The sequence below is a fragment of the Zoogloea sp. genome, from assembly GCF_041911615.1.
Classification (GTDB): Bacteria; Pseudomonadota; Gammaproteobacteria; order Burkholderiales; family Rhodocyclaceae; genus Zoogloea.
Genome location: NZ_JAYROR010000003.1, coordinates 1 through 12,190 on the forward strand (window position 1 = coordinate 1; position 12,190 = coordinate 12,190).

10 protein-coding genes are annotated in these 12,190 nt (G+C 69.1%); 9 read left to right on the plus strand and 1 reads right to left on the minus strand.

The window, feature by feature from the left end; all coding sequences use genetic code 11:
• From ACE3P2_RS00855 to ACE3P2_RS00895, 9 genes are all read left to right on the plus strand, one after another.
• A partial coding sequence (locus ACE3P2_RS00855; RefSeq protein WP_374259813.1) for an efflux transporter outer membrane subunit occupies window positions 1-1,316 on the plus strand: 1,316 nt, incomplete at its 5' end.
• Window positions 1,313-2,605, plus strand: a complete 1,293-nt coding sequence (locus tag ACE3P2_RS00860; protein ID WP_374259815.1) for an efflux RND transporter periplasmic adaptor subunit — start codon at window positions 1,313-1,315, stop codon at window positions 2,603-2,605. The genes ACE3P2_RS00855 and ACE3P2_RS00860, both read left to right, overlap by 4 nt.
• On the plus strand, window positions 2,602-3,327 hold the full coding sequence (locus tag ACE3P2_RS00865) for an ABC transporter ATP-binding protein (RefSeq protein WP_374259817.1): 726 nt from the start codon (window positions 2,602-2,604) through the stop codon (window positions 3,325-3,327). Before ACE3P2_RS00860 ends, ACE3P2_RS00865 begins: the two co-directional genes overlap by 4 nt.
• The gene (locus ACE3P2_RS00870; protein ID WP_374259820.1) at window positions 3,318-4,526 is read left to right on the plus strand and encodes an ABC transporter permease; all 1,209 of its coding nucleotides are present in this window, start codon (window positions 3,318-3,320) and stop codon (window positions 4,524-4,526) included. Before ACE3P2_RS00865 ends, ACE3P2_RS00870 begins: the two co-directional genes overlap by 10 nt.
• A gap of 234 nt (window positions 4,527-4,760) precedes the next feature.
• Window positions 4,761-5,885: a sensor histidine kinase gene (locus tag ACE3P2_RS00875; protein WP_374259822.1), complete on the plus strand. Its 1,125-nt coding sequence runs from the start codon at window positions 4,761-4,763 to the stop codon at window positions 5,883-5,885.
• Window positions 5,882-6,271, plus strand: a complete 390-nt coding sequence (locus ACE3P2_RS00880; RefSeq protein WP_374259824.1) for a response regulator transcription factor — start codon at window positions 5,882-5,884, stop codon at window positions 6,269-6,271. The genes ACE3P2_RS00875 and ACE3P2_RS00880 overlap by 4 nt, the downstream gene beginning before the upstream one ends.
• 34 nt (window positions 6,272-6,305) lie before the next feature.
• Entirely contained in the window at window positions 6,306-7,520 is a 1,215-nt protein-coding gene (locus tag ACE3P2_RS00885) for an ABC transporter substrate-binding protein (protein WP_374259827.1), read from the plus strand.
• 16 nt (window positions 7,521-7,536) lie between these two features.
• Window positions 7,537-10,488, plus strand: coding sequence for a PAS domain S-box protein (locus tag ACE3P2_RS00890; RefSeq protein WP_374259829.1), 2,952 nt, complete (start codon window positions 7,537-7,539; stop codon window positions 10,486-10,488).
• A 17-nt stretch (window positions 10,489-10,505) separates the two neighbouring features.
• Window positions 10,506-11,360 (plus strand): HD-GYP domain-containing protein, encoded by an 855-nt coding sequence (locus ACE3P2_RS00895; RefSeq protein ID WP_374259830.1) that lies wholly within the window; start codon window positions 10,506-10,508, stop codon window positions 11,358-11,360.
• A 4-nt stretch (window positions 11,361-11,364) separates the two neighbouring features.
• Here ACE3P2_RS00895 and ACE3P2_RS00900 read toward each other — a convergent pair whose 3' ends face one another.
• Window positions 11,365-12,156, minus strand: coding sequence for an alpha/beta fold hydrolase (locus ACE3P2_RS00900; protein WP_374259833.1), 792 nt, complete (start codon window positions 12,154-12,156; stop codon window positions 11,365-11,367).
• Window positions 12,157-12,190: the final 34 nt, after the last annotated feature.

Genomic DNA, 12,190 nt, shown 5'->3' on the forward strand with positions numbered 1-12,190 from the left:
GGCACCAGCCCGCCGCGCCGGGCGAGACACGCGAGCTGGCCCGTTGGTGGCGGCAGTTCGACGACGCCGGGCTGGACCGACTGATCGATGCCGCCTTGACCGGCAGTCTCGACCTGCGCCAGGCCGAGGCGCGCCTGCGCCAGGCCCGTGCGGCCCGAGCTCAGGCGGTGAGCGGCTTGTTTCCTGGCGTGTCTGCCTCGGCCGGGGCCAGCCGCAGCCGCAACGCCACCGCGATCAGCGCCTTGCCGCCGCGCACCACCTGGGACGCCGGCTTCGACGCGAGTTGGGAACTCGACTTGTTTGGCGGCACCCGGCGCGGCATCGAAGCCGCGACGGCGGAACTCGAGGCCAGCGCCGCCAGCCTTGCAAACGTCCGCGTCTCGCTGCTGGCCGAAGTGGCGCAGAACTACGTCGAACTCCGCGCCTATCAGCGCCGGCTCGCCATTGCCCGCGACAACCTGGCGAGCCAGAGCGAAACCCTGCAGATCGTGATGTGGCGCAACCAGGCCGGGCTTGCTTCGAGCACCGATGTGGCCCAGGCGCGCACGAGCCGCGAGCAGACCCGCGCGGCGATCCCCGATCTGCAGGTGGGACTTGCCGCCGCCGTCAACCGGCTGGGCGTACTGACCGGCACGCCCCCGGGGGCGTTGCAGTCCGATCTGGCCGGAGATGGCGCGTTGCCGCCGGTGCCGCCCGGCGTCGGCGCGGGCATTCCCGCCGACGTGCTGCGCCAGCGGCCCGATCTGATCGTCGCAGAGCGCAATCTGGCGGCCGAAACGGCGCGGGTCGGACAGAAGCTGGCGCAGCGCTTCCCGAGCCTCGATCTCGGCGGCTCCTTCGGCTGGCAGGCGTACAGCCTGGGGGCGCTCGGTGGCGCCGGCACCCTTGCCCGGGCGGCGAGCGGCACGCTGGCGGCGACGCTGTTCGACGGCGGCCGCCTGCGCAGCGCGGTGGACATCCAGCGTGCGGTGCGGGACGAAGCCCTCGCGGCCTATGAATCGGCGGTGCTCGCCGCGCTCGAAGAGGTGGAGAACGCGCTGTCCGCCTACGCCGCCGGCCGCGAGCGCGTGGCGGCGCGTCGTGCCGCCGCCGAAGCGGCCCGGGAGGCGGCGGACTTGTCGCGCAAGCTTTATCAGGCGGGCCTCGCCGATTTCCAGAAGGTGCTGGAGACCGAACGCACCCGGCTGTCCGCCGAAGACAACCTGGCCATCGCCGAGGCCACGATGCGCACCAATCTCGTCAAACTCTACAAGGCGCTCGGTGGTGGCTGGCAGGCCGCCGCCGGCGCCGCTCCGGAAGGCAGGCGGACCCCATGAGTGATACGACCACCCCCCCAACGGATACCGGCCGCGACACGATGCTCGAGGTGCTCGGCGCGTTACCCCGCACGGCCGGCCGGCGCGGGCTGCGACGCACGTTGCTGATTGTCGCCGGCGTTGCGGCGCTGTTCGCAGTCGCGCTGTTCTTCGCCACCGGCGAGAAGGCCTCGAACGGGCATTACGTCACCGAGCCGGCGAGTGTCGGCACGCTGGTGGTGACGGTGTCGGCCACCGGCACCTTGCAGCCGACCAAATCTGTGGATGTGGGCAGCGAGCAGTCGGGCACCCTGGCGGCGATCCTGGTCGAGGAAAACGATCGGGTGAAGAAGGGCCAGTTGCTCGCCCAGCTCGACACCGCCAAGCTCCGTGACGCCGTCGCCAAGAGCGAGGCGGCCCTGGCGGCGGCCAACGCGGCGGTGGCCCAGGCGCGGGCGACGGTGGCCGAGTCGAAGGCTTCTCTGGCGCGGATGCGGCAGGTGGCCGAGCTGTCCGGCGGCAAGGTGCCGGCGCGCACCGAGCTGGAAACCGCTGAAGCCACCGTTCAGCGGGCGGTGGCCAACGAGGCCAGTGCCCGCGCGTCGGTGGTTCAGGCCGAGGCCGTGCTCAAGACCGATCAGACCAATCTGGCCAAGGGGACGATCCGCTCGCCGGTGGATGGCGTGGTGCTGACCCGCAAGGTCGAGCCGGGCCAGACGGTGGTGGCGGCGATGACGATTCCGGTGCTGTTCACGCTGGCCGAGGATCTCGCGCGGATGGAACTGCAGGTGAAGGTGGACGAGGCCGACGTGGGCACCGTCAGGCTGGGCCAGCCGGCGAGCTTCACGGTGGCGGCGTGGCCGGGGCGCAACTTTCCGGCAACCATCGAGCGGGTCGGGCTGGGCTCGACGATCACCGACAACGTGGTCACCTATAAGACGGTGCTGGCGGTGAACAACGACGATCTGGCCCTGCGCCCGGGCATGACGGCGACCGCCTCGATCGTCACCGCCAATCGCGACAACGCGCTGCTGGTGCCCAATGCGGCGCTGCGCTTCACACCGCCGACGGCCGCGCCCGCCGCGAAGGGCGGGCTGGTGGCGAGCCTGCTGCCGCGCCCGCCGGCCGAACAGAAGAAGCGCCCGATGCCCGCGCCGGGCGCACCGCAGTTGTGGGTGCTGGAAGACGGCACGCCCCGCGCGGTGCCGGTGAAAACCGGGGTGAGCAACGGCCGCCTGACCGAGATCGTCGGGGGCGAGTTGAAGCCCGGCATGGCGGTGATCACCGAATACCAGGAAGCGAAGAAATGAGCGGGCAGGGCGCCGACGCGCTGATCCGCCTCGTCGGCATCACCAAGACTTACGGCACCGGACAGGCGGCGTTTCAGGCGCTGCGCGGGGTGGACCTCGACATCGGGGCCGGCGAGTTCGTCGCGGTGATGGGGCCGAGCGGCTCGGGCAAGTCCACCGCGATGAACGTCCTCGGCTGTCTGGACACGCCCTCCGGCGGCGAATACCTGTTCCGTGGTGTGCACGTGGAACGGCTCGAACGCAACCAGCGGGCGCTGCTGCGGCGGCATTACCTGGGCTTCGTGTTCCAGGGTTTCAACCTCCTGGCGCGCACCTCGGCCCAGGAGAACGTCGAGCTGCCGCTGCTCTACCGGGGCGAGGAAGCCGGCGCCCGCCATGCCGCGGCGCGGGCGGCGCTGGCGCGGGTTGGGCTGGCGGGCTGGGAGGCGCACACCCCGGCCGAGCTGTCCGGCGGCCAGCAGCAGCGCGTCGCCATCGCCCGGGCGATCGTCACCAACCCGCTGGTGTTGCTGGCCGACGAGCCGACCGGCAATCTCGACAGCCAGCGCAGCCACGAGATCATGGAGTTGCTGGTGGCCCTCAACCGCGATCAGGGCATCACCGTCATCATGGTTACCCACGAGCCCGACATGGCGGCCTACGCCCGCCGGGTGGTGCGCTTCGTGGACGGCCGGGTGGCCAGCGACGAGCGCCGCGAGGCGGAGGCGGCGTCATGCTCCTGAGCGCGCTGCTGCTTGCCCTGCGCGAGATCCGACGCAATCTGATGCGCTCCTTCCTCACCGTGCTGGGGATCGTGATCGGCGTGGCGGCGGTCATCACGATGGTCACCCTCGGCAACGGGGCGACGCGGATGGTGTCGGACCAGATCTCCAGCCTCGGCAGCAATCTGCTGATGCTGCGCCCCGGGCAGCGCCTGGGGCCGGGCCGCGACAGCGCCGGTTCGCCCAACTTCCGCCGCGCCGACGTGGAAGCGATCCGCAGTCAGGTGAGCGGCCTGCAGGACGTGGCGCCGGTGGTGGGCAGCTCGGTGACGCTGGTCGCGGGCAACAACAACTGGTCGGCCACCATCAACGGCACCACCAACGCCTACCTGGTGGCCGGCAACTGGAAGCTGGCGGCCGGGCGGGCCTTCCTCGACGACGAGGAGCGCGCCGGCAAGGCGGTGTGCATCATCGGCGAGACAGTGAGGAAGGAGCTGTTCGGCGGCCGCAGCCCCTTGGGCGACGAGATCCGCGTCAAGACCTTCAGTTGTCAGGTGGTCGGCCTGCTGGCCTCGAAAGGGCAGGGGGCGATGGGCATGGACCAGGACGACGTGGTGCTGATGCCGATCAACACCGTGCAGCGGCGCCTCACCGGCAACCTCGACATCCCCGGCGTGATGATCTCGCTGACCGCCAGCGCCGACACGCCGGCGGTGATGGCGCAGATTCGCGCGCTGCTGCGCGAGCGCCGCAAGCTGGCCGAGAACGACGCCGACAACTTCAACATCATGGATACCCGCCAGATCGCCGAAACCCTGTCGGGCACCATCCGCACCATGACCGGGCTGCTCGGCGCGGTGGCGGCGGTGAGCCTGCTGGTGGGCGGCATCGGGATCATGAACATCATGCTGGTGTCGGTCACCGAACGCACCCGGGAGATCGGCATCCGGCTCGCCATCGGCGCCCTCGAGAACGAGGTGCTGCTGCAGTTCCTGATCGAGGCGGTGGTGCTGTCGGCGTTCGGCGGGCTGGTGGGCATCGTGCTGGCGCTGGCTACCTGTGCCGGGCTCGCGGCGCTGATGAACATGCCCTTCCTCTTCAACCCGGGCATCAATCTGCTGGCCTTCGGGTTTTCGGCGGTGATCGGCGTGGTGTTCGGCTACATGCCGGCGCGCCGCGCCGCGCGGCTCGACCCCATCGAGGCGCTGCGCCACGAGTAGCCGCGGGGCGGCCAATCCACCACGAGAGGGCTGCGGCCCTCTTTTTTTTGCCGATCTGACGCGGGATGTACCCATTCCGGGCGAGCGCCGCGGCGTTTCCGTGATGCAGGTCACGCTGGCTATCGCGATAAGAAAATTTCCTACATAATTATTAGAATCGATGAAAATATCAAAATTAACAAATTGCGTAAAATGAGATGTAACTAAGCTCCGTGCCCGAATGCCATGAATCCGATGATGAAGCGCCTTTTCCATACCGTCCGCGATGGTTTGTTCATCATCGGGCGCGATGGCGTGGTGCGCTTCGGTAACGAGGCCGCCCAGTGTCTGATCCCGTGCGTCATCGACGCACCGATGCCCAACCCGGCGCTGCGCCGGATGATCGACGCCGCCAGCGGCGGGCACGTGCAACTGCCCCACGCGGCCGATATCGAACTGGGCGACGACTGCCTCGTCGCCGCCGCGGACACGATCCGGGCACACCTGATTCCGAGCCCGGTGGGCACCGATTACGTGGTGATCCTCCACAACCTCACCGAGGAGAGCTTCTACGCCAGCGCCATCGACAACCTGGCCGGAATGGTCGACCGGGAATGCGGCGCCGGGCTCGAACGATTCCGGGCTGGCCTGAGCCGCCTGCTGGCCGACGTGAATGAACTCGGCGAACGCCATCCGGGCCTTGGCGCCCGGGTCGATGCGGTGCTCACCGACGGCCAGAACCTCCTCGCCACCCTGCGCCGCCTGTCCGATCTGGCGAGGCTCACCGGCGGCGACAGCATCGTCGGCGACGAACGCATCCAGGTGCTCGACTGGGTGGCCGGCTGCGTCGAGGCGATCCGTCCGGCAGCCAACCTGCGCGGCATGGCGGTGGCCATCGAACAACCGGCCCAGGAGCTGCCGCCGGTCTACGGCAGCCGGGTGTGGCTGGAGCGCGCCTTCTCCGAACTGCTCGACAACGCCGTGAAGTACGGCCCGCCCCGTTCCAACGTGCTGGTGAGTTTCAAGCAGAACGGCAATTTCATGCTCATCTCGGTGGCCAACGTGGGCGATCAGATTCCGCCCAATCTGCGCCAGCGCCTGTTCCAGGCTCTGTACCGGGGCCGCAATGCGCTGGCTGAAGGTGTGCCCGGGCTGGGCCTCGGCCTCAGCCTGAGCCGCCAGATCGTGCAGATGCACGGTGGCAACGTGCTGGCCAGCGACGGCGAGGCGGGCAAGACCGATTTCATCCTCGAACTGCCCACCGGCGCGCCGTCCCGCGAATCGCCCGATGTGGACCTGGCCCAGGTCCAGCGATATGCCCAGGACCTGGCCCGCCTCATGAAGCACCGCAGCCGCAAACCCGAAGGAGTCGAACCATGAAGTCGATCGTCCTGGTCGTGGAAGACCAGCCCGATATCCGCAAGCTGATCCGCATGACCCTGGATTTCGGCGAGTTCGAGGTGCACGAGGCCGAAAACGGCGTCAGCGGCCTGCGCATGGTTGGCGCGGTGCGGCCGCACATCGTGCTGCTCGACGTGATGATGCCCGGCGAACTCGACGGTTTTCAGGTGTGCCGGCGGATCAAGGACGACCGGGAGCTGGGCACCACGATGGTGGTGATGTTGACCGCCCGCGGCCAGCAGGCCGACCTGGATGCCGGCCGCGAAGCCGGCGCCGATGCCTACCTCACCAAACCGTTCAGCCCTCTCGAACTCATCGAGAAGGTCGAGGCGCTGCTCGAACGGCAAGCCCGAGAAACCGTTTGAGCCGGCCACGCGCCGCCCATCGCCTGGATACGCCATGAACATCGCCTTACCTGGCCGCCGCCGCTTCATCCAGTCCGCCCTCGCGTGCGGTGCCGCCCTGGCCGCGCCGCGCGGCGTCACTGCCGGTGGGGCGCCGGTCCTGATCGGCTTCGACGCGGAGCTGCGCGATTCGACCAGCACCTCCGACGAGGCGATCCGGGCGGGGCTCGACTTCGCCATCGCCGACATCAACCGCGCCGGCGGGGTGCTCGGCGGCCGGCCCATCGAACTGGTGGTGCGCGACAACCGCACGGTGCCGGCCCGCGGCGTGGATAACGCCCGCGAGTTCGCCGGCATGAAGGACATGGTCGGCTTCTTCGTCGGCAAGTTCAGCCCGGTCGCGCTCGAGCAGGTGCCGGTCGTCAATCGCAGCAACATCCTGATGTTCGACCCGTGGGCGGCGGCCGATGCCATCGTCGACAACGGCGCAACGCCGAACAACGTGTTCCGCCTGTCCCTCAACGACACCTGGGCGATCCGCGCCATGGCCCGCCACCTCGCCGCCAAGGGCGCGCGTCGGGTCGGCATCATCGTGCCCAACAGCGCCTGGGGGCGTAGTTGTGCGTCGGCGGCCAAGAAGCTCATCGACCGCAGCACCGACCTCGCCCTGCTGGGGGTCGAGTGGTACAACTGGGGCGGCGCTAAGAGCCTGATGGAACAGTACGTTGCCCTGCGCCGCCTCGGCATGGACGGGCTGATGATGGTCTGCAACGAGCGCGAGGGCGCGCTGCTGGTCAACGAGCTGGCGGCGATTCCCGCCGGCGAGCGGGTGCCCATCGCCAACCACTGGGGTGTCAGCGGTGGCGATCTGCCGCGCATGACCGGCCAGGCACTGGATCTGCTCGACTTCGCCGTCGTCCAGACCTTTTCGTTCGAGACCCCGCGCAACGCCCAGTCCCGGGCGCTGGCCCAGCGGGCGGCTGCCCATTTCGGGCGGTCCGACCCGGCGCGGATTCCATCGGTGGTGGGGCTCGCCCACGCCTTCGACCTGATGCAACTGGTGGCGTGGGCCATCAACATGGCCGGCTCCACCGACGCGGCCACCGTGCGCAAGGCCCTCGAGAACCTGCCGCCCATCGACGGCGTGGTGCGCCGCTACGCGCCGGCCTTCACCGCCACGCGCCACGAGGCGCTGGTCGCCGACGAACTGTTCATGTCGCGCTACACCGCCGACGGCCGCCTGCTGCGCGTGCCGTCGAAGCGCGCCTGAACCCACGGTGAACACGATGATCTCCGCCCTGCGCCTGCGCATCGAAGACTGGTTGGCCGGCAGCCTCACCCATCGCTTCTCGGCGCTGGCGCTGACGATCATCTTCGTCATCGTGGCGCCGCTGGGCAGCGTGGCCTACGCGATCATCCATCATCTGCTCAGCCAGAAGATCGAGGCCGAACTGCACAACGTCGTCGGGCTGCGCCACTACGGCCTCGAACAGAGCCTGCGCGAGGTGAACGCCGACGTCAAATCCATGGCCCAGCGTTCGCTCGTCACCAACGCGATTGCCGACTCGGAAGGGCGCGACGCCTATCTCGTGCCCTTCCTGCGCGAATACGTGGCCGCCGACGCGCGCATCGCCGCCGTCAATGTGCACGACTACATGGGCCGGGCGGTCATCACCGTCGGCGGGAGCGGCCCGGCGGGCGCGATGCCGGAAATCAGTCGTGCGATCAGTTCCGAAAAGCCGCTCGCCGCCGTGGTGGGTGGACCGTCGGGACAGCAGTTGCTGGTGGCCGCGCCGATCTTCTTTCCGCCGACCCAGTCGGTGGAGGGCGCGCTCAGCGTGCGCATCGATCTGGCGACGCTGTTCCACCGCTACTTCTCGAGCGTCCCCGCCCATCACCTCGCGCGTCTGCTCGACGCCCAGGGCCGGGAGGTGGCGCGCAGCGGCGAGGCCCAGGCCAGTCAGATCTCGATTGCCCTGCCGCTGGCGGACGACAGTGGGCTCCGGGGCTACCGCATCGCCATCGGTGTCGATGCGTCGGTGGCCTACCGTTCGCTCGACTGGCTGGCGGTCGGCTTCGTGGTGGTCGGCGTGCTGACTCTGGTGCTGGCCTATCGCCTGTCGCGGCGCGCCGCCGAGCGCCTCACCCGAGGGCTGCGCGAGCTGTCGGGGGCCGCCCGCGAGATCGAGGAGGGCGGCCGCGGCGAGCGTCTGCACGACTTGCCCACCGACGGCAAGGACGAGATCGCGACCCTGACCCTGGCCCTCAGCCGCATGATGCGGGCCTTGCGTAGCGCCCACGCGGCCCTCGAGGCGCGCGTCGAGACCCGTACCCAGCAGCTGGCCGAAACCCAGGGCCGACTCGCGGCGATCCTCGATTCGCTGCGCGACGTGGTGTATTCGGTGGCGCCGGACTTCTCGCGTCTGCTGTACATCAGCCCGTCGGTTGCCGACCTCACCGGCACCCGCTTCACGGGCACGCCGAGCCTGCGCCGGCTGGCCGCGCACTTTCATAGGGAAGACGGCCGCGCGGTGCGCCGCGCCTACCTGCGGGCGGTGGCCGGCGGTCAGTGTCAGCAGCGCTACCGCATCGTGCGCAGCGACGGCAGCGTGCGCTGGGTGCAGGACCGCTTCCACGTGGTGCTCGACGAGGCGGGCCGGCCGCTGCGCATCGACGGCATCGTCACCGACGTGACCGACAAGGTGCACGCCGAGGAGGCGCGGGCGCGCACCGAGGCCGTGCTGCACCTCAAGGATCGGGCGCTGGAGGCGAGCTGCAACGGCATCGTGATCGCCGACATGAGTCGCGACGACAGCCCGATCATCTACGTCAATCCGGCCTTCGAGCGGATCACCGGCTACGCCGCCGACGAAGTGCTCGGACGCAACTGCCGCTTCCTGCAGGGCGACGATGCTGCCTCGCCCGAGGTCGCGGCGCTGCGCCACGCCATCGCCAGCGAGCGCGAGACCCAGGTCGTGCTGCGCAATTTCCGCAAGGACGGTCAGCCGTTCTGGAACGAGCTGTCGGTGTCGCCGGTGCGCGATCCGGTCAGCGGCCGCCTGACCCATTACGTGGGCATCCAGAACGACATCACCGCGCGCCGTACCGCCGAGCGCCAGACCTACGAGTGGTTCGTGCGCCTGGAGACGATCTTCACCCTGAGCCCCGACGGCTTCGTGTCCTTCGACAGCGGTGGGCGCCTGGCCTTCGTCAACCCGGCCTTCGAGCGCATGACCGGCTTCATCGTCGCCGATCTGGTCGGCCTCGGCCTCGAGCAGCTCGACGAGCGCATGCGTGCCCTGAGCGATCCGGCCCAGCCCTATCCGCCGGTGCAGGCCGACCTGGACGAGAACTACCACGATCCGCGCCGTCGCCATCGCCGTCGCTCGGTGACCATGCTGCGACCGGCGCCGCGCGTCCTGTCGCGCAGCGTGCGCCGGGTCGGCAGCAGCAACACCGCGTTCGTCCTGTACTTCCGCGACATCACCCGCGAGACCGAGGTGGACCGCATGAAGAGCGAATTCCTGTCCACCGCCGCCCACGAACTGCGCACGCCGATGGCCAGCATCATGGGCTTCTCAGAGCTGCTGCTGACCCGCAAGTACGACGAACACCGCACCCGCGATCTGCTCGAGACGATCAACCGCCAGGCCGGTCGTCTCACCGCGCTGCTCAACGAGCTGCTCGACCTGGCGCGCATCGAGGCGCGTGCCGGCAAGGATCTCGACCGCGTGCGCCAGCCCCTCGGCCCGATCGTGCGCGACACCCTCGCCGCGTTCATGGTGCCCGGCGACAACCGCGCCATCGACCTGTCGGGCCTCGGCCCGCTGCCCGAGGTGATGGTCGATGCCGCCAAGATCCAGCAGGCCCTCACCAACGTGATCGGCAACGCCTACAAGTACTCGCCCGACGGCGGCAGCGTGTGCCTCGCCAGTGTCCAGCACGACGGCGAAGTTGGCCTCCGCGTCAGCGACGAGGGCATCGGCATGACGCCGGAGCAGCAGGCGCGCGCCTTCGAGCGCTTCTACCGCGCCGACAGCTCCGGAAACATCCCAGGCACCGGCCTTGGCCTGAGCCTGGTGAAGGAAATCATCGAACTGCACGCCGGCCGCGTGGAGCTCGAAAGCGAAGCCGGCGTCGGCACCACGCTGACCCTCTGGCTCCCCTTACCACCGGCGGCGTCGCCGGAAGACCGGCCGGCAGGCGAATCCCTCGCGCCGGTCCTCGAACACGCTTGACGAAGGAGGCACCCATCATGCCAACCCCCTACAGCACCGTGCATCACGCCGCCGGCTACGATCCGGAACGCTGCGACGGCTCCGACGACGACGGGCGCGAGCGCCTCCAGCGGCGTCTCGAACAGGCCCAGCGGGACAACGCCGCTGCCCAGCTTCACCTGCAGCGGCTGGTGCGCGAGGTGCGTACCCTTCGTTCCGAGCGCGACGAAGCCCGGCGTGCCCTCGAGGTTTCGAGCCAGAACACCCTGTTCGAGCTGGCCCGCGCCGCCGAGCAGAAAGATGGCGAGGCCGGCCAGCACATGCGGCGCATCGGGGTGATCTCGGCGATGATCGCCGAGGCGCTCGGCTGCTCGAACGAATATTGTGAGCTGCTGTGCGACGCCGCCCAGATGCACGACATCGGCAAGATCGGCATTCACGAGAGCATCCTGTGCAAGCCGGGGCCGCTTTCCATCGACGAATGGAAGCTGATGCGCGAACACCCGCGGATCGGCGCCGGCATCCTGTCGGCCTTCCGTTCGTCGCTGGTGGATCTGGCCGCCGAGATCTCCATCTCGCACCACGAGCACTACAGCGGTGCGGGTTACCCCGCCGGCTTGAGCGGCGACGCCATCCCGCTTTCGGGGCGGATCGTCGGGCTCGCCGATTTCTTCGACGCGTTGACCATGGACCGCTGCTACCGCAAGGCCAAGCCCGACGACGAGGTGCTGGCGATGATCCAGGCGCGTCGCGGCCAGCAGTTCGACCCGCGCGTCGTCGATGCCTTCATGGGCATCGTCGATCAGGTGATCCTGGCCCGCGACTCGATCAACGAGATCGAAGCGATCTGCGATCTGCCGGACATCCACGGCGACTGGTGGATGGCGTTCTGAGTCCTCAGCCCGCCGACTCCTGGGCATCCAGGACGCGGGCGACGAAGCCCGCCGCGGCGGCGATGACCGCCTCGGGCTGGTCCTTGTGGGGCGAGTGGCGGCAGTCGGCCAGCTTGACCAGCTCCACATCGGTCGCCTGTCTGGCGATCCGGTCGATCTGGTCCATCGTGCCGTACTCGTCGTCCTCGCCCTGCAGCGCCATGATCGGGCAACGGATCGCCGGCAGGCAGGATTCGATGTTCCAGTCGCGGAACTCGGGGCTCAGCCAGATATCGAGCCAGGACTGGAACACCGACTCCACGTCCTGATGATGCTTGCCCAGCCGCGCCCGCAGATCGGTGTGCTGCCAGGCTTCGCCGGCCTGCCGGATGCCCGCCACGGTGACCTCCTCGACCATCACGTGGGGCGCCATCAGCAGGATGCCCGACAGCGGCCGGGGCGAACCGCCGGCGTTGATCAGCGCAATGCTGCCTCCGTCGCTGTGACCAAACAGGAACGGGCGCTCCAGCCCGAGTGCGTCGAGCAGGGCAGGCAAGGCCCGCAGTGCCTCGTCGTGCATGTAACGGGGCGTTCGTGCCTCGCCACGGCGGACCGTCGAGCGCCCGTAGCCGTAACGCGAATACACCACCGCCTCGCAGCCGGTGGCATCGGCCACCCGCTGCGGAAAATCCCGCCACATGGAAATCGACCCCAATCCTTCGTGGAGGAAGACGATCGCCGGTGCGCCCGGCCGCGGATGGGACGAGCAGAGGCGGACGTATTCGAGGTCGGTGTCGAGGATGCGCAGGCTTTTCATCTGAACTCCGTGGTACAGGAACTGAACGAGACGC

Bases quoted from the DNA above. Each gene is read 5' to 3' on its own strand.
- ACE3P2_RS00860 (WP_374259815.1), top strand. From the start codon at position 1,313: ATGAGTGATACGACCACCCCCCCAACGGATACCGGCCGCGACACGATG.
- ACE3P2_RS00865 (WP_374259817.1), top strand. From the start codon at position 2,602: ATGAGCGGGCAGGGCGCCGACGCGCTGATCCGCCTCGTCGGCATCACC.
- ACE3P2_RS00870 (WP_374259820.1), top strand. From the start codon at position 3,318: ATGCTCCTGAGCGCGCTGCTGCTTGCCCTGCGCGAGATCCGACGCAAT.
- ACE3P2_RS00875 (WP_374259822.1), top strand. From the start codon at position 4,761: ATGATGAAGCGCCTTTTCCATACCGTCCGCGATGGTTTGTTCATCATC.
- ACE3P2_RS00880 (WP_374259824.1), top strand. From the start codon at position 5,882: ATGAAGTCGATCGTCCTGGTCGTGGAAGACCAGCCCGATATCCGCAAG.
- ACE3P2_RS00885 (WP_374259827.1), top strand. From the start codon at position 6,306: ATGAACATCGCCTTACCTGGCCGCCGCCGCTTCATCCAGTCCGCCCTC.
- ACE3P2_RS00890 (WP_374259829.1), top strand. From the start codon at position 7,537: ATGATCTCCGCCCTGCGCCTGCGCATCGAAGACTGGTTGGCCGGCAGC.
- ACE3P2_RS00895 (WP_374259830.1), top strand. From the start codon at position 10,506: ATGCCAACCCCCTACAGCACCGTGCATCACGCCGCCGGCTACGATCCG.
- ACE3P2_RS00900 (WP_374259833.1), bottom strand. From the start codon at position 12,156: ATGAAAAGCCTGCGCATCCTCGACACCGACCTCGAATACGTCCGCCTC.